At 66.3% G+C, this 20,000-nt stretch carries 19 protein-coding genes, 1 tRNA gene and 1 pseudogene; 10 read left to right on the forward strand and 11 right to left on the reverse strand.

What is annotated here, in order from left to right; genetic code table 11:
• The first annotated feature begins 1 nt into the window (after nucleotide 1).
• The 3 genes from WD430_RS04830 to WD430_RS04840 are packed head-to-tail and all read left to right on the forward strand — an operon-like array spanning nucleotide 2 to nucleotide 3,157.
• Nucleotides 2-1,543 (forward strand): FAD-dependent oxidoreductase, encoded by a 1,542-nt coding sequence (locus tag WD430_RS04830; RefSeq protein ID WP_339104900.1) that lies wholly within the window; start codon nucleotides 2-4, stop codon nucleotides 1,541-1,543.
• Between the two features lie 6 nt (nucleotides 1,544-1,549).
• Entirely contained in the window at nucleotides 1,550-2,413 is an 864-nt protein-coding gene (nadC, locus tag WD430_RS04835; protein WP_339104901.1) for a carboxylating nicotinate-nucleotide diphosphorylase, read from the forward strand.
• Between the two features lie 48 nt (nucleotides 2,414-2,461).
• The gene (locus WD430_RS04840; RefSeq protein ID WP_339104902.1) at nucleotides 2,462-3,157 is read left to right on the forward strand and encodes an RNA 2'-phosphotransferase; all 696 of its coding nucleotides are present in this window, start codon (nucleotides 2,462-2,464) and stop codon (nucleotides 3,155-3,157) included.
• Here WD430_RS04840 and WD430_RS04845 read toward each other — a convergent pair whose 3' ends face one another.
• On the reverse strand, nucleotides 3,158-4,021 hold the full coding sequence (locus WD430_RS04845; protein ID WP_339104903.1) for a hypothetical protein: 864 nt from the start codon (nucleotides 4,019-4,021) through the stop codon (nucleotides 3,158-3,160).
• A 111-nt stretch (nucleotides 4,022-4,132) separates the two neighbouring features.
• On the opposite strand from WD430_RS04845, the pseudogene WD430_RS04850 reads away from it, so the two are divergent.
• Nucleotides 4,133-4,315: pseudogene (locus WD430_RS04850) on the forward strand (aldehyde dehydrogenase family protein); the annotation flags it as partial.
• A 14-nt stretch (nucleotides 4,316-4,329) separates the two neighbouring features.
• Here the strand turns inward: WD430_RS04850 and WD430_RS04855 are convergent.
• The 3 genes from WD430_RS04855 to WD430_RS04865 all read right to left on the reverse strand — a co-directional run bounded on the left by WD430_RS04855 (nucleotide 4,330) and on the right by WD430_RS04865 (nucleotide 5,559).
• On the reverse strand, nucleotides 4,330-4,797 hold the full coding sequence (locus tag WD430_RS04855; RefSeq protein WP_339104904.1) for a response regulator: 468 nt from the start codon (nucleotides 4,795-4,797) through the stop codon (nucleotides 4,330-4,332).
• 84 nt (nucleotides 4,798-4,881) lie between these two features.
• A complete protein-coding gene (locus WD430_RS04860) occupies nucleotides 4,882-5,241 on the reverse strand; it encodes a hypothetical protein (RefSeq protein WP_339104905.1) in 360 nt (119 codons plus the stop codon).
• Nucleotides 5,242-5,475: 234 nt separating this feature from the next.
• Nucleotides 5,476-5,559, reverse strand: a tRNA-Leu gene (locus WD430_RS04865).
• Between the two features lie 402 nt (nucleotides 5,560-5,961).
• Between WD430_RS04865 and WD430_RS04870 the strand changes: the two genes are divergently transcribed.
• The 3 genes from WD430_RS04870 to WD430_RS04880 are packed head-to-tail and all read left to right on the forward strand — an operon-like array spanning nucleotide 5,962 to nucleotide 9,019.
• A complete protein-coding gene (locus WD430_RS04870; RefSeq protein ID WP_339104906.1) occupies nucleotides 5,962-7,161 on the forward strand; it encodes an ABC transporter substrate-binding protein in 1,200 nt (399 codons plus the stop codon).
• A gap of 5 nt (nucleotides 7,162-7,166) precedes the next feature.
• Complete coding sequence (locus WD430_RS04875; RefSeq protein ID WP_339104907.1) at nucleotides 7,167-7,727, forward strand: TRAP transporter small permease; 561 nt, start codon at nucleotides 7,167-7,169, stop codon at nucleotides 7,725-7,727.
• Nucleotides 7,724-9,019: a TRAP transporter large permease gene (locus WD430_RS04880; RefSeq protein WP_339104908.1), complete on the forward strand. Its 1,296-nt coding sequence runs from the start codon at nucleotides 7,724-7,726 to the stop codon at nucleotides 9,017-9,019. The genes WD430_RS04875 and WD430_RS04880 overlap by 4 nt, the downstream gene beginning before the upstream one ends.
• A 49-nt stretch (nucleotides 9,020-9,068) precedes the next feature.
• On the opposite strand, the gene WD430_RS04885 is transcribed toward WD430_RS04880, so the two are convergent.
• The 5 genes from WD430_RS04885 to WD430_RS04905 all read right to left on the reverse strand — a co-directional run bounded on the left by WD430_RS04885 (nucleotide 9,069) and on the right by WD430_RS04905 (nucleotide 16,429).
• Complete coding sequence (locus WD430_RS04885; RefSeq protein ID WP_339104909.1) at nucleotides 9,069-9,407, reverse strand: ferredoxin; 339 nt, start codon at nucleotides 9,405-9,407, stop codon at nucleotides 9,069-9,071.
• Between the two features lie 67 nt (nucleotides 9,408-9,474).
• The gene (locus WD430_RS04890) at nucleotides 9,475-10,425 is read right to left on the reverse strand and encodes an oxidoreductase (protein WP_339104910.1); all 951 of its coding nucleotides are present in this window, start codon (nucleotides 10,423-10,425) and stop codon (nucleotides 9,475-9,477) included.
• A 71-nt stretch (nucleotides 10,426-10,496) separates the two neighbouring features.
• A complete protein-coding gene (locus WD430_RS04895) occupies nucleotides 10,497-15,095 on the reverse strand; it encodes a PAS domain S-box protein (protein WP_339104911.1) in 4,599 nt (1,532 codons plus the stop codon).
• 129 nt (nucleotides 15,096-15,224) lie between these two features.
• Nucleotides 15,225-15,743 (reverse strand): peptidylprolyl isomerase, encoded by a 519-nt coding sequence (locus WD430_RS04900; RefSeq protein ID WP_339104912.1) that lies wholly within the window; start codon nucleotides 15,741-15,743, stop codon nucleotides 15,225-15,227.
• A gap of 218 nt (nucleotides 15,744-15,961) precedes the next feature.
• Nucleotides 15,962-16,429: a response regulator gene (locus WD430_RS04905; RefSeq protein WP_339104913.1), complete on the reverse strand. Its 468-nt coding sequence runs from the start codon at nucleotides 16,427-16,429 to the stop codon at nucleotides 15,962-15,964.
• A gap of 223 nt (nucleotides 16,430-16,652) precedes the next feature.
• Between WD430_RS04905 and WD430_RS04910 the strand changes: the two genes are divergently transcribed.
• Complete coding sequence (locus tag WD430_RS04910; RefSeq protein ID WP_339104914.1) at nucleotides 16,653-17,639, forward strand: succinylglutamate desuccinylase/aspartoacylase family protein; 987 nt, start codon at nucleotides 16,653-16,655, stop codon at nucleotides 17,637-17,639.
• A gap of 4 nt (nucleotides 17,640-17,643) precedes the next feature.
• Here the strand turns inward: WD430_RS04910 and WD430_RS04915 are convergent, their stop codons facing one another.
• Together WD430_RS04915 and WD430_RS04920 are read right to left on the reverse strand one after the other, a co-directional pair.
• Complete coding sequence (locus WD430_RS04915) at nucleotides 17,644-18,144, reverse strand: small multi-drug export protein (RefSeq protein ID WP_339104915.1); 501 nt, start codon at nucleotides 18,142-18,144, stop codon at nucleotides 17,644-17,646.
• Between the two features lie 100 nt (nucleotides 18,145-18,244).
• Entirely contained in the window at nucleotides 18,245-19,003 is a 759-nt protein-coding gene (locus WD430_RS04920; RefSeq protein ID WP_339104916.1) for an SDR family NAD(P)-dependent oxidoreductase, read from the reverse strand.
• 209 nt (nucleotides 19,004-19,212) lie between these two features.
• Here WD430_RS04920 and WD430_RS04925 point away from each other — a divergent pair, with 209 nt between their 5' ends.
• Both WD430_RS04925 and WD430_RS22575 read left to right on the forward strand, forming a co-directional pair.
• Entirely contained in the window at nucleotides 19,213-19,461 is a 249-nt protein-coding gene (locus tag WD430_RS04925) for a UPF0175 family protein (protein WP_339104917.1), read from the forward strand.
• Between the two features lie 387 nt (nucleotides 19,462-19,848).
• Nucleotides 19,849-19,947: a DUF3368 domain-containing protein gene (locus tag WD430_RS22575; RefSeq protein ID WP_345786461.1), complete on the forward strand. Its 99-nt coding sequence runs from the start codon at nucleotides 19,849-19,851 to the stop codon at nucleotides 19,945-19,947.
• Nucleotides 19,948-20,000 lie beyond the last annotated feature (53 nt).

Consider the following 20,000-nt stretch of genomic DNA (forward strand, 5'->3'; position numbering starts at 1 on the left):
CATGACCGATACACCGAACGCGACGCAGGAGACCGCGGACGTCCTGGTCGTCGGCAGCGGGATCGCCGGCTGTGCGGCCGCGCTCGCGGCCGCCCGGGAGGGCGCCGAGGTCCTCCTGCTGACGAAGGCGACGAAACCCGACGGCGCCAGCACCGACTGGGCCCAGGGCGGCATCTCGACGACGCGAGGCGATCCCGAGAGCCTGAAAAGCGACATCCTCGAGGCGAGCGACGGCACCGCGGATCCCGACGCGGTCGACGCGCTCGTCGAGCACGCCGACGACGCCGTCGAGGACGTGCTCGTCGATACCCTCGGGGTCGACTTCGACGAGGGCGACGACGGCGAGTTCGACTACACCCGAGAGGCGGCTCACTCCGACCACCGCATCCTCCACGTCGACGCCGCGACGGGGACCCACATCCTCCGGCCGTTCCTGAATCACGTCGACGCGCACGAGCGGATCGAGGTCCGCCAGGACACCGCCGCGCTCGATCTGATCACGCACGAGGGGCGGGTTCACGGCGCGCTGACCGACGAGGAACCCGACGGACACCCCGTCTTCGCCGGGACGACGGTCCTCGCGACCGGCGGGATCGGCGCGCTCTACGCGCGCTCGACCAACCCCGACGACGCGACCGGCGACGGGATCGCCGTGGCCGCGCTCGCGGGCGCCGAGGTCGAGGACATGGAGTACGTGCAGTTCCATCCCACCGCCTACGACGGTGACGACCCCTTCCTGCTGTCCGAAGCGCTCCGCGGCGAGGGCGCCGTGCTCCGCAACGGCGACGGCGAGCGGTTCATGGACGACTACCACCCCGACGCCGAACTCGCGCCGCGGGACGTCGTCGCCCGTGCGGTCGAGACGGAGCGCGAGGAGACCGGTGAAGTCGTGCTTGACGTGAGCACGCTCGAGGGCGAGTTCGCCGAGGAGTATCCCGCCATCGCCGAGAAGTGCCGCGATCGGGGCATCGAGGGCGACGAGATCCCCGTCGCCCCCTGCGAACACTTCCTGTGTGGCGGAATCGCGGTCGACGACCGCGGTCGGACGTCGCTCGATCGGCTCTACGCCGTCGGCGAGTGCGCCCGCACGGGCGTCCACGGCGCCAACCGGCTGGCGAGCACGAGTCTGCTCGAGGGGCTGGTCTGGGGGCTGCGGGCCGGCGAGGACGCAGTGGCGGCCGGGTCCGAACCCGAGGTCGTCGAGGCGCCAGACCTCCGGAACAGCGACCCCGACCTACCCGAACGGTTCGCCGCCGAGAAGTCCGTCCGCCTGAAGCGGACGATGGACGAGTACCTCGGCCTCGAGCGCGACCCCGAGGAGATCGCCCGCGCCAGTGCCGTCCTCCGGCGACTCAAGGGCGAGGTCGACGCCTACGTTCGGACGCGGACGGCGCGCGATCTGTACGAGCACCGGAACGCCTGCGTCGTGGCGCTGCTGATCGCGCGGGCGGCCGGCGAGAACACGACATCGACGGGCTGTCACTACGTGAGTGACTCGAGCGACGAGTCGGCGGCGGAGCCCGAACCACCGGCGGACGACTGACCACCGATGATCACGAACGCACAGGTCGAACGCTGGCTCCGCGAGGACGTCGGCCACCACGACGTGACCAATCAGGTGCCCGGCGAGACCACGGGACGGCTCGTCGCCAAGGAGTCGGGCGTCGTCGCGGGCCTCGAGGCCGCGACGGCCGTCTTCGACTATCTCGACGTCGCGGTCCGCGACGCGCTCGAGGACGGCACCGCCGTCGAACCCGGCGACGAACTGCTCCGCGTCGAGGGGGCCGCACGCGAGATTCTTCGAGGCGAGCGCGTCGCGGTCAACCTCGCCGGCCACGCCTCGGGAATCGCGACGCGAACGAACGAGGTCGTCGAGTGCGCTCGCGAGGCGCAACGCGCCTCGGAGACGCGAGCGGCTACCGGCCGCGAGCAGCGCACCGAATCGGAGGACGTCCGCATCGCCGCGACCCGCAAGACCACGCCCGGTCTGCGCGGCCTCGAGAAACGCGCCGTCGTCGCGGGCGGCGGCGACACCCACCGACTCGACCTCTCCCACATGGTGATGGTCAAGGACAACCACGTCGCCGAGATGGGACTCGAGGGCGCGATCGAGCACTTCCGAGAGCGGACCTCGTTCGCCACGAAACTGGACGTCGAGGTCGAGTCGGTCGACGACGCGCCGCGGGCCGCCGAAGCGGGCGCCGATATCGTCCTGCTGGACAACATGACGCCGAACGAGACTGCAGAGGCCGTCGACCTGCTCGCCGACTACGACGCACTCGCCGAGGCCAGCGGCGGCATCACCCTCGAGACCGTCGCCGACTACGCCGCGACGGGCGTCGACATCGTCTCGATGGGATCGCTGACCCACTCGGCGCCGTCGCTGGACCTGTCGTTCCGGACGGGCGACTGACGGCCGGGGACCGAGCGGTTGGTTTCGCTCGAGCGAGTACGGGCGATCGTGACGGACCCGATTCGAACCTGTGAGGAGCACGGGCCGTACTCGAGCGCCAACGGACGGTGTCCCGTCTGCGACGCCCGCGGGAAGCTGTTGCTCTCCGGTGAGCGACGCCGCCGGCTTTCGAAATTCGTCAGCGGCGCGCTCCGACACTTCCCAGAGGACGTCGGTCTCGAACTCGACGAGCGCGGCTGGACCGACTACGAGTCCCTCGCCGATGCGGTCGAACGGAAGTACGACTGGGCCGAGCCCAGCCACGTCGCGGCGGTGATCGCCACGGATCCGAAGGGACGGTTCGAGCGGACCGACGTGGAGTCGGAGAGCACGGGCGGGGGTCGCGTCCGGGCGTCGTACGGTCACTCCGTCGACGTCGACCTCGAGAGCGAAGCGACCCGCGAGTCGGAGCCGACCGACGCGCCGGTGCCCGACGAACTGTATCACGGGACGGCGCCCGCCAACGTAGCGTCGATACGCGAGGAGGGGCTCCGGCCGATGTCCCGCCAGCGGGTTCACCTCTCGGGGAGCCGCGAGGCGGCCCGCGGCGTCGGAGCGCGCCACGCGAGCGATCCCGTCGTGCTCGCGGTCGACACCGCGGCGATGCTCGCGGACGGCCACCGCATCATCAAACGCGGCCGGGAGACGTACACGACCGACGCGGTAGCGCCCGAGTACATCGATTTCCCCGCGAAGGAAGGCTGACTACGCCGCGAGCGACGCCACACCGACCACGACACCGAGGAACGCGGCCACGCCGACGGCGGCACCGACGATCAGATAGAGCCGGCGCTTCGTGCGGATCACGAGACCGTCGCTCAGCCCGTCGGCCCCGTCGTACGACGGGAACGAGGGCAGCCGGGACGCCACGACGGCGCCGACAACTCCGGCGAGCGCGAGTCCGATCCCACCGAGGACCGACGGCGAGAGCGACCCACGCAGCGTCTGCGCGGCGAGCGCGAGCGCGGGTCCGACGATCGTCAGCCCGAGAGCGACGAGGATCGCGCTCCCGCGGAGGTACTGGGTCCGACGGTCGGCGATCGCTCCGTCGGCGTCGGTCGGGAGCGCCAGTCCGGCGGCCTCGAGCGCTGTCCGGACGCGCGGCAGGTCCGCGTCGGAGATCTCGAACGCCGTCGGCTCCGAGACGTTCACGCCGGCGTACGAGACGGTCAGTACGGTCGTTCCGGGGAGCGAGAACGCGCCGACCGATTCGACGCGGTCGAGGTCGATCACTGGGACGTCGCCGGTCGCGGGGACCAGCGGATTGTCGGTCTCGACGCCGACCCGTTCGATCTCGAGTCGGCGGGCGTCGGTCTCGAGCGTGTACTCGGTCCGCGCAGCGCCGGCGGACGTAAACCAGACGAACAGAACGGCGATGAACCACGCGCCGGCGGCGAACGTCAGCCCGGGTTCGCCGACCGCGGCGACGATTCCGGCGACGACGAGCGGGCCGGCGACGAAGAACGCGACCAGTATCGATCGGGGCATGCCGGCGAGGGTCACCGCGACGCGGAGCGGAAATCGAATCGGCCCGCGGTGATCGACGGTCCAGGTCGTCGGTTCAGTCATCGTACATACCTGATAGCTGTGTAACAAAATACGTTCCGTCGCGACGCCGCTCGCGTCCGAGGGAGAACGACGAACCGCGATGAAGGGACTTCGACGACGACACGATATTTTCACCAGGAGGTTACCGGCATGATCCACAGCAACGATCAGCCGATCAACGACGAACCCCACGTCCCCTTCGGCGGGATGAAACAGTCCGGACTGGGGCGGTACAACGGTGAGTCGCTCCTCGAGGAACTGACGACGACGAAAGTGGTCTCCGTCCAGCGCGAACGGCGGGAGTACCCCTTCTGAGCGGCCCGGTCCGCTCAGTCGTCGGACTCGTTTTTGACGATCGCGAACCAGAAGTCCTCGACCTCCCGGACGAAGTCGATGAACTCCGCGGTCTCGACGGGCTTGCGGATGTACTCGTCGGCCTCGAGGCCGTGGGAGCGGACGATCTCCTCGCCCATCTCGGAACTGGTGAGCACGATAACGCGGATCTCGTCCAGCGGCGGCTCGTTTTTCAGTTCGGAGAGCACCTCCATCCCGCTGGTTCCCGGGAGCTGGGGCTCGAGCAGGATCAGGTCCGGTCGCGGCGCGCCCTCGTACTCGTCCCGCCCGTGGAGAAAGTCGAGCGCCTCCTCGCCGTCGGTGACGGCGTGGACGGCGTTCATGAGCTTCGCGTCGCGAAAGTTTTCCTCGAAGAGACGGGTGTCGCCGGGGTTCGGCTCGACTAACAGAATATCGATCGCCTCCCCCACATCGGTCTCACCCGTCTCGTCTGCTGACGCCATACCTGAGCATGCGGCTGCAAGGATAAAGTTGCAACTCTCACGGAGTCCACACGGTCACTCCCGCCGCCCTGTTTCGGGCTCGAACTATCGGCTGCGAGACGGCCGTTCGAGGAGATCGGTCGGCGGCCAACTGTCTAACTCGTCGGCGGCCTCGAGGAGCTGATCGACGCACTCTTCGTCGGTCAGCGCTACCGCCTCGTCGTCCCAGTCGATATCGATCAGCTCCCGCGCCTGGAGATGTGGGAAGTGAGCGTGCACCAACCGGACGTGCGCGCGCTCGACCATCGCGTCATCAATCTTCCCGGACGAGAGCCGATGCCGTCGAGCGGCCACCTGTCGCGAGAGATCGTCGATACTGGCCGTCCCGTCGCGCTCGAGGAGTTCGTGGAGCACGAGCTGGCGATCGGCGCTCGCGAGAACGCGGAATGCCTCTGTTTGTTTCATAACGATGCGTGTCTCGAGCAAGAAGACCGAGGGGGAAAGCACCTCTTCCTAAAGCCATTGGCACTTGCGTCTACTGCCGTCACCGTTACATTACTGCGATTATCGCTACGAAAGCAGTGCGAGGGTTGGGATTTGAACCACGCCCGAGAACCTACTCGCGTCGCTTGCAGAACCTCGGTCTGATTCAAATCCCTCGTCTCGCAGACACGACTCTCACTGTCGTTCGAGTCGGTATGCGAGGGTTGGGATTTGAACCCAAGGACCCCTACGGGAGCGGGTCTTAAGCCCACCGCCGTTGGCCTGCTTGGCTACCCTCGCACAGAAGCGCACTCGAGGGTAGTCGTCCCCCGGGAATGTGCGTTTCGATGTTCGCCTCCCGAACGACTGCGGCGGGTCTGCGTCGTGATTGCGGTCACTCGACGCTCAGCGATCGAGTCTGGCACGAATCCACGTCGATCGATGGCGCAGGCGCGTCCCTGTACAGCGCGGGCGGTGTGCTCAAAGCGTGCCCGTTCGGAGAAACCGAATCCGTTAGTCCCACAATCTGTCGGGGGAGAATGTACGTTCGTTGCAATACAATTTAGAGACGGATTCGCGTGTCTACTGATGTGGGCTGTTTTTGCAAGCCAAACGCACACCCACGATCGTCCGATTCTCGTAGTATGGATTCGCTAGTAAACGGCGGCGAGCGGTGTCGAAACGCGATGGTGGTGGTTCGCGATGGCGAATAGTAACCGCTACACGCGGCGGGCGTTGCTCGGTGCCGGTGGGGCGACGGTCACCGCAGCGACGGCAGGCTGCCTGAGCTCGCTCACCGACGCCGGGGCGAAACCGGGGGAGTTCACGGTCGGCGAACTCGGTAACCCGAACGACAATTGTCTGGACTGCATCTCGCCGTCGGCGTCGTTCGCAATCGCCGATCGCCTCGAGGAGGAATCGGACGGCGAACTGACGATGATCATCCAGCCGGACAACCAGATTTGCAGTTCAGCGAGTTGCGGAACGAAAGTTCAGAGTCAGGTCATCGAAGCCGGCTACGGGTCGGTCGGGAACTCGACGGCGTTCTTTCCGGAGAACCAGGTCTGGCTCGTTCCGTACACGTTTCCGTCGCCGGAGTCGATAACGCACACGCTCACGCACGAATACGCCTGGGAGAATTTCTGGCTGCCGTTCGCGCGGAAGTACAACGTCTTGCCGTTCTATTACTGGACGCCCGCGCTCCGGGACGTCTTCATCTCCGAGGACGGGACGGACCAGATCGGCGGCGACCTCAGGCGACCGGAGCAACTCGAGGGCCTGATCATTCGCCGGACCGCGTCGCGGGCCGCCGACGAGTCCCTCGGGACCTGGAGCGCGACGCCGACCGAAGTGTCGTGGGGCGACACCGTCCAGGGGATGGAGACCGGCGTCGTCCAGGGGCTCGAGACGTGGTCGTCGGTCGCGATCGGCTCGGGGATGGGGCCGGTCATCGATCAGGTCGTCGACGTGGGGTTCATGTGCGGGCAAGGGACCCTGTGGGTGAACACGGACTGGCTGCAGTCGCTCCCGGACGAGCATCGCGACCTGATCGCCGAGGTCACGCGGGAGACGACCGAAGAAGCGGTCGCGCAGGCCGACGAACTGGTCGACGAGCGCGTCGGGCAACAGGAGTCGCCGCCGGACGGCTCGGCGTGGGACGATCTCGGCGTGACGGTGAACATCCTCGACGACGACGAGCGACAGGCGTGGGTCGATCCGCTCGATCCGCGACAGAACCCCGAGAAGTGGGAGCCCGAACGGGCACTGCTCGATAACTTCGAGGAAACGCCCGACGACTTCTACGAGCGGATCTACGAGATCGCCCGCGAGGGCGACGCGCCGGAGTCGCCGTCCGAGTTCAGCATCGACGCGTGGTGGGACGACTACCTCGAGGAGATATAACGACCATGTCAACGATAACGGAGACGAGCGACGTTCGGTTTCCGCCCTGGCTCCAGTACCTCGAGAAGTACTTCGAGGGAATGCTCGCACTGACGCTGTTGATGGTGGTACTAGCCATTACGATTACGGACATCTTCGGTCGCACGTTCTTCGCGTGGACGATCGACTGGGGGTTCGAAGTCGCGCAGGGACTGTTCGTCTGGATCGCGTGGCTCGCTGCGTCGTTCGGCCTCCGCCACCAGTCGTACTTCCGGTTTACGCTGTTTCGATCGAATCTCTCGGGGGTCGGCCAGTACGCCATGTACGTGATCGAGTGGCTGCTCTGGGTCCTCGTCGTCGGCGCGATCTTCTGGCACTCGCTCCCGGAGCTCGTCCAGGTGTTCGAGTCCGGTCGGATGGTCGTCGGCACCGAGAACGTGATGCAGGCGCACTTCTATCTCGCCGTGCCGGTCGGGACGGGGCTGATCCTGCTCCGGGTAGTCCAACAGGCAATCACCACGACGATCGCCTATCGAAACGGTGACGATATCCGCCCGGACCCGCAGATCGGGGTGAGAGACGAATGATCGCCGCGAGCCTCCCGCTCGAGGTGCTCCTGCTGGCGGTCGCGATCGTCAGCGTCCTGCTGTTCGCACTCGGCGTACCGCTCGTGCTCTCCTTCGGTCTCTGGGTCGTCACGTTCTACCTCTTCGTTCCCGGCTTCTCGATGGCGAACATGTCGATCACGGCCTTCTCGGAGTTGGAATCGTTCACGTACATCGCGATCCCGTTATTCATCCTCGTCGGGGACCTCTTCAGGAAAGCGGACGTCTCCAAGGACATCATCGCGTTCTCGCGTGCCTGTCTCGGCTGGCTTCCCGGGAGCACCGGGAACACGGTCATCGGGACGTCGGCGATCTTCTCGGCGATCACGGGATCGAACGCCGCGACGACCGCGTCCGTCGGTCAAGCGCTCTACCCGTCGATGGAGGAAGAAGGGTACGAGCCGGGGTACGCGGCGGCCACGATCGCGTCCGGCGGAACGATCGGGAGCGTACTCCCGCCGAGCATCATGCTCATCGTCTACGGCGTTACTTTCGGCGTCTCGATTCCGGACCTGTTCATCGCCGGCATCGTTCCCGGGATAGCGATGCTGGGTATTCTGCTGGGCATCAACATGTTCATCTCGAATCGGTTCGATTACGGCATCGACACGGACGCGTACGACTTCGAAGCGCGGGACGTCGCGGAAACTGCCTGGAAAGCGAAGATCGGGCTCGGCGCGATCGTGATCCTGCTCGGCGGCATCTTCGCAGGGATCTTCTCGCCCGCGGAATCGGCGTCCGTCGCCGTACTCTACATCCTCGTGACGGCAGTCGTCACCGGTCGACTCCGGAGCGGGAACGAAATGGTCAGGGCCGGCTACACGTCGCTCGTGCTGGTCGGCGTGCTGATGCCGATCATCGTCATCGCCGTCCTCGTCCAGCAGAATCTGGCGTATCTCAACCTTCAGGACGCCGTTTCGGAAGCGATCCTCTCGCTGGGATCGGACTGGCTCATTATCGTCGCGCTCGTCGCGACCGTGTTGATCGCGGGCCTGGCCCTGGCGTCGATTCCGAATGTCGTACTGACGGCACCGCTGCTGACGCCCGCCGCGCTCGAGATCGGCCTCGATCCGGTCGCCTGGGGCGTCATCTTCATCCTGGGCGACGCGATCGGCTTCATCACGCCGCCGTACGGGCTGAACCTCTACATCATCAGCGGACTCACAGACATCGACTACATGGTCGTCGCGTACCGCGCGCTGCCCTACCTCGGCGGTCTGCTGGCGCTGCTGTTCGTCCTCCTGGCGTTCCCGCAGGTCAATTTCCTCGCCTGAGGGGGCTATTCGCACTCGGTCGCTCGAGACGCGATCGACGGTCGAGTCGCTACCAGTCGACGCTCAGCGTCCCGTCGCCGTGCGGATCGGGCGCGATCTCCTCGTCGGTCCGGCGGTCGACGACGTGGATACAGCCGTCGTCCTTCTTGGCCGGGCAGACCTCCGCCGCGCGGACGTTGTGCTCGAGGTCCTCCTCGCCGAAGAAGTACTCGTTCGGTTGGGCCATCCCCGAGGCGATGGACATCTCCCAGTTGTCGCTGACCTCGGCGCACTTGCCCGCGCCGAAGCACTTGTTCGCCTCGAAGACGATCTTGTAGGGCTTCTCCTCGACCGGGGGCGCGTCCGACGAACCGACGTCGCTCGCACGCTGGATACCGTCGTCGCTCATTACTCGATGATTCGGCTGCGTCGTCTTTCGCGTTACGGTCGCCGCGACGTCGGTCGCCGGCCCGGACTCACGGCGACTGAGCTTTCGGCTCGGGAAGTCGGTCGTAGGTCACGCCGGTCAACTCGCTCGAGACGTCCCACAGCCGTCGGGCCGTCTCCTCGTCGTAGGAGCGGTCCGAGGAGGCCTGACGCTCGGGCGCACCGCGCATGTTCTTGAATCCGCCGGGGCCGTAGTAGGCGCCGCCCTCGGCCTCGGGCGCGGTCGCGGCGTACAGCGTCGGCAACGCGCCCATCTCGGCCGACTGCGCGAGAACGGTGTTCATCACCTTCATCGCCGCCTTCCGGACCCGGCTGCCGCTCTGTTCGGGACCGCGAAACTGCAGCCGCGTGTTCGCGTAGCCCGGGTGGACCGCGTTGCTCGTCGCGTTCGCGTCCGCCGTCAGCAACCGGCGCTCGAGTTCGTAGGCGAACAGCACGTTGGCCAGTTTCGACTGGGCGTAGGCGTCCCACTTGTCGTAGGAGTCCTCGCCCTGGAGGTCGTCGAAGTCGATCTCGCCGCTCTCGTGGACGCCGCTCGAGACGGTGACGATCCGCGAGTCGCCCTCGTCGTGAATGCCCAGGTTCTCGAGCAACAGCCCCGTCAGCGCGAAGTGGCCGAGGTGGTTGACGCCGAACTGGGTCTCGAACCCGTCTTCGGTCTCCGAGCGAGGGATCGCCATGACGCCGGCGTTGTTGATCAACACGTCGAGGTCCTCGCCGTCGAGTCGGTCCGCGAACGATCGGATCGACTCGAGGTCCGCGAGGTCGCACTCCTCGACGCGGAGGTCGGCGTCGGGAACGTCCGCGCGGACGTCGCTGACGGCCTCCGCGCCCCGCGCCGCGCTCCGGCAGGCCATGATCACCGTGGCGCCGTTGCGCGCGAGCTCGCGCGTCGCCTCGAGACCGATACCGCTGTTGGCGCCCGTGACGACGACCGTGCGACCGTGCTGATCGGGAATATCGGCGGCAGTCCAGCCCATACGCTCGCTACGAGGCGTCGCGGGTAAACGGATGGGATACCCCTCGCGTTCGCCGGCTCCGGCCGCGACGGCTACGAGTCGCGGGAGGCGGGGAGGGCGACGGAGAACGTCGAGCCCTCGCCGGGTTCGGAGTCGACCCAGATCTCCCCGCCGTGGCGCTCGACGATGCGCTCACAGAGCGCCAGCCCGATCCCGGTCCCGTCGTACTCGCTGCGACTGTGGAGGCGGTCGAAGATGGTGAACACGCGGTCCTGGTCCTCGGGATCGATGCCGATCCCCTCGTCCGCGACCGAGATCACCCACTCGTCACCCCGGCGCTCGGCGCCGACGTGAATCCGTGGCGATTCGTCGCCGCTGTAGGTGAGCGCGTTCGACAGCAGGTTCTGGAACACCTGCCGCAACTGGCTGGCGTCGCCCTCGACGCGCGGGAGGTCCTCGACGGTGAGCTCGGCGCCCGTCTCCTCGATCCGGAACTGGAGGTCCTCGAGGACGTCGTCGACGATATCGTCGAGATCCATCGGTTCGAACGGATCGCCCCGCGTCTCGACGCGGGAGTACTCGAGGAGGCCGTCGATCATCTCGCGCATCCGATCGGCGCCGTCGACCGCGAACTCGAGGAACTCCCGCCCGTCCTCGTCGAAGGCGTCGGCGTACCGGTTCTCGAGCAGCGTGAGGTAGCTCGTGACCATCCGCAGGGGCTCTTGCAGGTCGTGGCTGGCCGCGTAGGCGAACCGTTCCAACCGCTCGTTGGACTCCTCGAGTTTGCGCTCGTACTCCTTGCGCTCGGTGACGTCCTGGGCCATGACCATGCCCGCGAAGATCTCGTCGTCCTCGTTTCGAAGCGGGAGGGTGTGGGCCCAGACGTCCCGTCCGTGGGCCTGATACTCGAACGTGTTCGACTCGCCCTCGAACACGGCCCGGAAGTACGGTCCGATCTCCGCGACGAGCTCGTCCGAAAACCGCTCGTCGACCGTCGCCCCGGCGACCTCGTCTTCGTCGATGCCGAGGTCGTCGAACGCCTCGCCGCCGACGACGATGTACTCGAGGTCCTCGTCGTACAGCCCCACCGCACCGCCGGGGAAGTTCTCGACGAGCGTTCGGTACCGCCGCTCCGACTCCTCGAGCCGGCGTTCACGTTCCCGTCGCTCGCTGATGTCCCGGACGATGCTGACGCGGTGCCACGCGCTGTCGTCCTCGGGCAACATCGAGAATGTCGCCTCGACCGGGAGGCGGTCGCCGTCGGCCGTGTGGACCTCAGCCTCGAGCGTCGGTCGGTCGACCTCGCCCGCCATCAGTTCCTCGACCCGTTCGACGACTTCGTCGTCGACGATCCGCGAAGCGTCGGTCCCGACGAGTTCGTCCGGTTCGTAGCCGAGCATCTCGGCGTAGGTCTCGTTGACCATCGTGAAGTTCCCGTCCTCGTCGACGACGTAGATGCCGTCGTTGACCGTCTCGACGATCGTCTCGTAGCGCTCGAGGTGTCGCTCGCGCTCGAGCCGGTCGGTGATGTCGCGCCCGATACCGGCCAGTACCGTGTTCCCCCAGGGATCCTCGAGGCGCGAGGCGTTGAACTCGAAGGGGACGGCGTCGCCGTCTTCGGTCCGGACCGTCAGTTCCGCGTTGAACGACCCCGTCTCGAATCCCTCCCGAACGGCGTCGAGGGCGCCCTCCAGATCGTCGTCCGTAAAGAGGTCCGTCGTGTCCATCGCGGCGATCTCCTCGTCCGCGTAGCCGGTCACCTCGGTCACGCTCCGGTTCCACCGCTGCAACGAACCGTCCTCGCCGACGACGTAGAACACGTCGTCGATGGCGTCGAGGATCTCGTCGATGTACTCCTTGTACTGCTCGAGGCTGCGCTCGCGCTCGCGGAGTTTCCGCTCGCGTTCCTTTCGCTCGGTGATCTCCTGGACCATGACCATCCCGCCGAAGATCTCGCCCGCGTCGTCCGTGACGGGGACCGTGTACGCCATCCAGACCCGGTCGTGGTACTCCCACTCGAAGGCGCTGATCTCGCCCTCGAGTGCGGCCTCGAATCGCGGTTCCAGACGCTCGGCGACGTCCGGGGGATACCGCTCCCAGAGCGTCTCGCCGATGATCTCGTCCGCGGAGACGCCGATCTCGTCGAACGCGCCGCCGCCGGCGATCTGATACTCGAGGTTCTCGTCGAACAGCCCGACCGCGCCGTTGGGGAAGTGGTCGATCAGCGTCCGGTAGCGCTGCTCGGACTCCTCGAGTTTGCGCTGGGACTCCCGGCGCTCGGTGATGTCGGTGACGGTGACGACGCCGCGGGTCACCTCGCCGCGCTCGTTCCGGACCGGCATTCCCTCGACTCGGACGATCCGGCGCTCGCCGTCGGCGGCTTCGATCTCGTAGATGTCGGGCTCGGTCACCGCCTCGCCGTCGAGGACGCGCGCGAGAGTCATCTCCCCCGGAGAGACGCGCTCGCCAGTGTCGGCCGACCACACCGGATACTTCTCGTACTCCGCGACGGAGTCGGTATCGAAGACGTCGCCGCCCCAGATCTCCTCGGCGGTGTCGTTGGCCTGGAGAATCCGACCGTCGGCGTCGGCGACCACGACCCCGACGGGGAGGACGTCGAACAGCGTCTCGAGTTGCTCGTTGGTCCGTTCGAGCTGTAACTCGGCGCGTTTGCGCTCCGTGATGTCGGTGACCACGCCGGGAAATCGGACCGGATTCCCGTCCTCGTCGCACTCGACGCGGCCCCGGGCGACGACCCAGCGGAGGTCGTCGTCGGCGGTTCGGACGCGGTACTCCGCCTCGTACTCCCCGCAGGACTCGAAAGCCGCTTCCAATTTCTCCTCGACGCGCCCGAGGTCGGCAGGGTGGATCGCCTCGAAAAACCGCTCGCTCGAGATGCCCGCGCGGGCCGCCTCGGGATCGACGTCGAAGGTCTCGGCGAACGTCTCGCCGGCGACGATCTCGTCCTCCGGAATGTGCCACTCCCACGTCCCGACCGCGCCCGCCTCGGTCGCGGCCTCGAGTTGCGCCGTCGTCTCCCGGAGGTATCGCTCGTGTTTCTTGCGCTCGGTGATGTCCTGGGCCATCGTCATCCCCGCGAAGACGTCGCCGCGCTCGTCCGTGATGGGGGCTACCCGCAGGACCCACTCGCGACCGCTGTACTCGAGTTCGATCGACTGCGCCTCGCCGTCCAGCGCGGCCTCGAACACCGGCTGTAGGACGTCGGCGGTCTCGTCGTCCCAGACCTCCCTGACGTGGCTGCCTTCGAAGTCCGCGGGATCGACGGGAATGCGGTCGAATCCCTGTCCGGCCGCCAATTCGTACCGGAGGTCGGGGTCGAACAACGTCACGAGTCCGTTCGGGAAGTACTCCGTGAGCGTCCGATAGCGCTGCTCGGACTCCTCGAGTTCCCGCTCGCGCTCCTTGCGCTCGGTGACGTCCTGGGACATGCCGAGCGCGGCGAACACCTCGCCGTCGTCGTCCCGAACCGGGACGACGTGGAAGTCGAAAACGCGCCCGTTAGCGGTCGCCTCGAACGAGCTCGACGCACCCTCGAGGGCGGCTTCGTAACACGAGACGAGTTCGTCGGCCAGCGGAGACGGGACGGCCTCCGCGACCGGCTCGCCCTCGATCTCCTCGGCCGTGGCGTCGGCCGTGTCCGTCGGACTCCCGCCGACGGTCCGATAGGTGAGGTCCTCGTCGACGAGGGCGACGGCGCCGTTGGGGAAGTGATCGACCAGCGTCCGGTAGCGCTGTTCGGACTCCTCTAACTGCCGTTCGCGCTCCTTGCGCTCGGTGACGTCGCGATCGGAGACGATCACCGAGATGACCTCCCCCGCGTCGTTCGTGACGGGTCTGAACGCGCCGTTCAGGGTGTATCGCTCCCCGTCCGGCCGCGTGAGATCGGCCTCGAAGTTCACGTATTCGCCGGCCGCCGCTCGCTCGGTCCACCGCCTGACGTCGTCACGGACGTCGTCGCCCTCACCCCACCACGGCGTCTCCCAGAACGGCTCGCCGGTCACGTCCTCGAGATCGGCGTCGATGTACTCCATGGCCGTCCCGTTGATGTCGAGGACCGTCCCGTCCGGCTCGAGCAGCCCCGCGAGGATGTTCGGGTCCTCGAAAATCGCCTCGAACCGTCGCTCCGTTCGCTCGAGCTCGCGCCGCGTGCGGGCGCTCTCGACCGCCGACCCGAGGACGTCCGCGACGCGCTCGAGGAAGTCGACGTCGGCGTCGGCAAACGCGTGTTTCTCGGTCGCGTACGCGCCCAGAACGCCCCACGGCTCTTCGGCCGGCCCGATTCGGACGGCGACGCCACTGCCGGCGCTGTGATCGGCGAGCAGTTCCGAGGTGGAAAACCGCGATTCGTCGTCGAAATCGTCGGCGACGACCGGCTCCACCGCACGAGCCGCGCGTCCGATCCACGTGGACCGGTCGGCGGACACGGCGGTCGATCCGACGGAATCGGCGGACCAGCCGGCGCCGGCCCGCAACGCGGCCGTCGTTCGATCGGGTCGGAGTTCGAAGACGGTACAGTACTCGATACCGAGCGTCTCCGCGACGGCCCGCGCCGCGTCCGCCAGCACTCCGTCGAGTTCCCCCGTCTCGAGGGCCTGCTGGCTGAGGTCGGCGACGACCTCCTGCCGGTGAAGCTGCGCGCGGTGATCCGCGTCAGTGGACGACGATCCCATTCACCGGAATACAGTAGCGGGGGCGGTAAAACGTCTTGGTCGGCCGCTCCCGAATACCGCGTCACTCGAGGGGGCAGTGACGGCGATCCGGACGGCGATAGCCGTCAGCGACGGCTCCGCAGCGGGTCGTTACTCGTAGTCGACGGAGACCGACTCGAGGACGACGTCCTCCTTCGGCTGGTCGTTGGCGTCGGTGTCGACGCTCCCGATCTCGCGGACGACGTCCATCCCGTCGATCACTTTGCCGAAGACGGAGTGGCGGTCGTCGAGATGGGGCTGGGCGTCCAGCGTGATGAAGAACTGCGAGCCGTTGGTGTCGGGCCCGGAGTTGGCCATCGAGAGGATGCCCTCGTCGTCGTGGCGAAGCTCCTCGTGGAACTCGTCGTCGAACTGGTAGCCGGGGCCGCCGCGACCGGTCTCGGTCGGGTCGCCGCCCTGGATCATGAAGCCCTCGATGACGCGGTGGAAGGCGACGTCGTCGTACAGGGGCTCGCCCTCGACCTCCTCGCCCGTCTCGGGGTCCTCCCACGTCTTCCCGCCCGTGGCCAACCCGACGAAGTTGTCGACGGTCCGCGGTGCGCGCTCGTCGTAGAGTTCGACTTCGATATCGCCGCGGTTCGTGTGCAGGGTGGCAGTAACGTCTCCCATGTCCGCCGGGACGGCGGGACTACGGAAAACGGTAGTGGTCTCGACCGCTGCTCCCTCGCTTCGAGCCGTCGATATCTGTTCTCATCGCCCTCGATCCGTTCACGGCACGTAGACACTAGTTCCAGTAAAAATACTGCTTCCACACATGCGAACGGGACGACCACCTGCACACATGCGAACAGAACGACTCCTGCAATGTATCGTAGCGCGAGAGAAGGTCACACCTCGTTGGCAGGAGGGGGGAGCCGCACGGTAGACAACCAGAAGTTCTCGAACACGCGAAGTGTCGCTTCGAGTTCGTCCGGTTCCGCTGTCTTGGTAATACAGGCGTTCGCGTTCTTCGCATACGCATCGCGGACCTCCTGTTCAGACTGCGATCCCGTCAATACGATAACGGGGATACGACGGTGATTCGAGTCGGAGTTCAGTTCGGCTAATACGGTCCCGCCATCTATGCCGGGGAGATGCCAATCGAGGAGGATGAGGTCCGGCCGCTGGGCATCTACGTATTCTCCGCGTTGATTAACGAAATCGAGCGCCTCATCTCCCGTCGAAACGACGCGGAGTCGGTCCGCGAGTGCTGGACTGAACGCTTCCTCGATGAGCCGTGCGTCACCCGGATTATCCTCTACGAGCAAGAGCGTCTGGGAGTGGCCGCTATCCGGCGTCGCACAGCTATCGGTCATTGTCGGTTCAAATGCTGCTATCTGTATAATCGTTGTGTGAGTAATCGGGTGAAAGGGTGGTGGTCGTACAGTCGTCACCTGTACTCATCGTTGAAAATATAAATACTATAATACTATTAGCAGTTCAGTATGCTTCTCTCAGAGCGGTTACGTTTGTAATCTCGAGCGATATCGGCAACCGGCCGGCCGCAGCTACATACCGCCGGGCGTGGAACGACGCCGTATGAGTCAGCACACCGGATACACCGGAACCCATACGGCGGAGGAGGTGACGCTCGCGACGCTCCCCTCGGGAGTCGACCTCACGACGACGATCCACACCTACGACGGCGCCGAAGACGGACCGACGCTGTACGTACAGGCCGCCCAGCACGGCCGCGAGATCAACGGCACCGAGACGCTCCGGCGGTTTCACGAGCGGCTCCCGCTCGAGGAGCTCTCGGGAACGGTCGTCGCCGTCCCCGTCGCGAACCCGCTGACCTTCGATCTCGTCTCCTACATCACGCCCGAGGAGTTCGACAGCGTCAATCCGAACATGAACCGTATCTGGCCGGGCGACGCGGACGGGAGCCTCCACCAGCAGATGGCCGCGCGGCTCTGGACGGAGGTCAGCCGCGCCGACGCCATCGTCGACCTCCACACCGGGAGCCCCGACATGTACCCACACGTCGTCTACCGTGAGGGGGACGAGCGCTCGCGCGCGCTCGCCGAAGCCTTCGGTACCGACCTGCTGCTCTCCGAACAGGCCGACGAGGAGGCCTCCGACGAGTGGCACCGGCGCGGCTTCGCGGGGAAACTCCGCGTCGCCGCCGCCGGGGAGGGGATCCCGTCGATCACGCCCGAGCTCGCGCACAACAAGCAGATCCTCGAGGACGCCGTCGAGGAGGGCGTCGACGGCCTGCTCGACGTCTGTCGGTATCTGGGGCTGCTCCCCGGCGATCCCGCCGAATACGACGGGACGGTCGCCCGGAACCACCTGGGACAGGTCACCGCCGACGGCTCCGGCCTCTTTCGCCCGGAACCGGAGCTCGAGGTGGGTCAGTCCATCGCCGAGGGAACGTCGCTCGGGACCGTGTACGATCCGCGGACGTACGAACCGCTCCACGAGGCGGCCGCGGATCGCGACGGGATCCTCTACGCGCTCACCCGGGAGGCGACCGTGACCGCGGGCGATCAGCTCGCGAGCGTCGCGCTGGTCCGCGAGGAGTGACCGCTCAGGGGAGCCCGAGCAGCGAGAGCCCGACGGTCGAACCGCCGACGAGAACGACCGTCCAGGCCGCGAGTCCGACCGTGAGCCAGCCGGCGGTCAGCCGCGCGTCTTCGCCGACGACCACCGCCAGCAGCGCCGTGAGGTGGATTCCGGCGAGTATCGGGCCGGCGAGCGAGAGCCCGACGATCCCGTAGCGCTTCCAGACTCGTCGCGCGCGGCCGTATCGGTCGCTCGAGTCGAGTTCGTCGCCGCCCCGCCGGCGAGCCCACCAGTCGGTCAGTCGCTCGTGGGCGACGACGATCAGCCCGACCGCGGTGACGCTGCCGGCGAAGGCGGCTCCGCCGGTGGCGACCGGATCGAATCCGAGCCCGATCGCGACCGGGATGACGATGAACGGTTCGATCGCGGGAATCATCGCGAGGGCGAACACGAGGAGGTATCGACCGGCGCCGGTCGCCTCCTCGAGCGCGCTGCCGACGTCGACGAGTGCTGGAGCGAGTGTCATGGGACCGTCGTCCGACGAGCGGACGTGTTAGTGGAGATAGAATATCGCTGTTGAAAAAACGGTTTCGGTCCGACTGCGAACGGCGTCCTCGAGCCCGGTTTCAGGCCGAATAGCCGCCGTCGACGACCAGTCCGTGGCCGGTGACGAACGAGGCCTCGTCGCTGGCGAGGAACAGGATCGCGTCGGCGATCTCCTCGGGTTCGGCGAGCCGCCCGAGCGGGTACTCCTCGACCATGGCCTCGCGAGCCCGCTCCGGGTCGCCCTGCTGTTCCAGATAGTCGTCGAGCAGCTGGGTCTCCGTGAAACCGGGACAGACGGCGTTGGCGCGGACGCCGTAGGGGCCGGCCTCCGCCGCGACGGTTCGGGTCAGGTTCAACACGGCGGCCTTGGTCGTCGAGTAGGCGGCCTGGTGTGGGAGCCCGAGGATACTCGCCAGCGAGCCGACGTTGACGATCGCGCCGTGGCCCTGTTCTTTCATGTGCGGGAGGGCCGCGGAACAGCCGTTCCAGACGCCGTTGATGTTGATATCGACCACGAAATCGCGGACCTCGTCGTCGAGTTCCTCGAGCGGGCCGCCGGGATGACCGGTGCCGGCGTTGTTGATCATCACGTCGAGCCCGTAGTCCTCTGCGACGGCGTCGACGACGTCGTGGACCCGATCGCTGTCGGTGACGTCGAGTTCGGCGAACTCCGCCTCGCCGCCGGCGTCCTCGATGCGCTGGACGGTCTCCTCGCCGCCCTCGACGTCGACGTCAGTGACGATGACGCGCGCGCCCTCGTCGGCACACCGTAGTGCCGTCTCCCGACCGATTCCCGCGCCCGCACCCGTGATAACGACGGTTTTGTCTTCGAGTCGCATACTGACAGTATCGGCCGCTCTTTATATAAATTCGTTCATTATTTTAGCGGGTAGCGGAACCTCTGTTCGCGAAAGTCAGCCCTTAGGGAAACAGTGGTAGTTACAGAAGGTAGTAGCCGAACGATCGGTAGTTAGAAACCGGACTCGGGAGAAGTCGGCGCTTCGTTCGAGGACGAACGCTTATCTGACGTTCGACGCTAGTAGACCGTATGGCCGCGATCGAGATCCCGGAAGCAGTGTACGACGCGCTTCGCCTTCCGGAAGGCGAACGAGAGGGCATTATGCGCGAAGAGCTCGCGTGCTCGCTGTACGATCGAGACGTCCTGTCCTTCGGAAAGGCCCGCGAGCTTGCAGGAATGACGAAACGGGAGTTCGGTGAACTACTCGGTGAGCGCGGAATCGAGCGGCATTATACCGCGGAAGAACTGGACGAAGACCTCGAGTATGCCAGCGACTGAACTCGTCGTTGCGGATACCTCTCCTCTTCTCAATTTGGCTCTGATCGACCGTCTCGAGCTTCTTCGATCGCAGTTCTCATCGATTACAATTTCCAAACCGTCCGAACGGAACTGCTTGCTGGCGAGGCTGGCGTCGAGAGACTCGAGGCACTGCTCGATACCGAATTCGTAGCGATCGCTCACCCACAGCGCGATGACCTCGTTCGGGAACTTCGAACCGAAATCGATGGTGGTGAAGCGACCGCGATCGCACTGGCGATCGAACGTGATGCGGATCGCGTACTGATCGACGAGCGGGACGGCCGTCAGGTCGCGCGCCGTCACGAGATTCCCGTAACGGGAGTTGTCGGGATCCTTCTCAAGGCCGCTCGGCAAAACGATCTCGCCATCGAACCGGCGCTCGACGAACTTCGCGAAGCCGGATTCTGGATCGGTGACGATCTCTACCAGCGTGCGGTCGACGCCGTCGACGAAAGTGATACCTGAATCGGCCACACGTACTGGGCCGCAATGCGGATACTGACGAAATCGACCGCCAC

The sequence above is a fragment of the Haloterrigena sp. KLK7 genome (assembly GCF_037914945.1).
Lineage (GTDB): Archaea > Halobacteriota > Halobacteria > Halobacteriales > Natrialbaceae > Haloterrigena > Haloterrigena salinisoli.

Bases quoted from the DNA above. Each gene is read 5' to 3' on its own strand.
- WD430_RS04830 (WP_339104900.1), top strand. From the start codon at position 2: ATGACCGATACACCGAACGCGACGCAGGAGACCGCGGACGTCCTGGTC.
- nadC (WP_339104901.1), top strand. From the start codon at position 1,550: ATGATCACGAACGCACAGGTCGAACGCTGGCTCCGCGAGGACGTCGGC.
- WD430_RS04845 (WP_339104903.1), bottom strand. From the start codon at position 4,021: ATGACTGAACCGACGACCTGGACCGTCGATCACCGCGGGCCGATTCGA.
- WD430_RS04855 (WP_339104904.1), bottom strand. From the start codon at position 4,797: ATGGCGTCAGCAGACGAGACGGGTGAGACCGATGTGGGGGAGGCGATC.
- WD430_RS04860 (WP_339104905.1), bottom strand. From the start codon at position 5,241: ATGAAACAAACAGAGGCATTCCGCGTTCTCGCGAGCGCCGATCGCCAG.
- WD430_RS04870 (WP_339104906.1), top strand. From the start codon at position 5,962: ATGGCGAATAGTAACCGCTACACGCGGCGGGCGTTGCTCGGTGCCGGT.
- WD430_RS04875 (WP_339104907.1), top strand. From the start codon at position 7,167: ATGTCAACGATAACGGAGACGAGCGACGTTCGGTTTCCGCCCTGGCTC.
- WD430_RS04880 (WP_339104908.1), top strand. From the start codon at position 7,724: ATGATCGCCGCGAGCCTCCCGCTCGAGGTGCTCCTGCTGGCGGTCGCG.
- WD430_RS04885 (WP_339104909.1), bottom strand. From the start codon at position 9,407: ATGAGCGACGACGGTATCCAGCGTGCGAGCGACGTCGGTTCGTCGGAC.
- WD430_RS04890 (WP_339104910.1), bottom strand. From the start codon at position 10,425: ATGGGCTGGACTGCCGCCGATATTCCCGATCAGCACGGTCGCACGGTC.
- WD430_RS04895 (WP_339104911.1), bottom strand. From the start codon at position 15,095: ATGGGATCGTCGTCCACTGACGCGGATCACCGCGCGCAGCTTCACCGG.
- WD430_RS04900 (WP_339104912.1), bottom strand. From the start codon at position 15,743: ATGGGAGACGTTACTGCCACCCTGCACACGAACCGCGGCGATATCGAA.
- WD430_RS04905 (WP_339104913.1), bottom strand. From the start codon at position 16,429: ATGACCGATAGCTGTGCGACGCCGGATAGCGGCCACTCCCAGACGCTC.
- WD430_RS04910 (WP_339104914.1), top strand. From the start codon at position 16,653: ATGAGTCAGCACACCGGATACACCGGAACCCATACGGCGGAGGAGGTG.
- WD430_RS04915 (WP_339104915.1), bottom strand. From the start codon at position 18,144: ATGACACTCGCTCCAGCACTCGTCGACGTCGGCAGCGCGCTCGAGGAG.
- WD430_RS04920 (WP_339104916.1), bottom strand. From the start codon at position 19,003: ATGCGACTCGAAGACAAAACCGTCGTTATCACGGGTGCGGGCGCGGGA.
- WD430_RS04925 (WP_339104917.1), top strand. From the start codon at position 19,213: ATGGCCGCGATCGAGATCCCGGAAGCAGTGTACGACGCGCTTCGCCTT.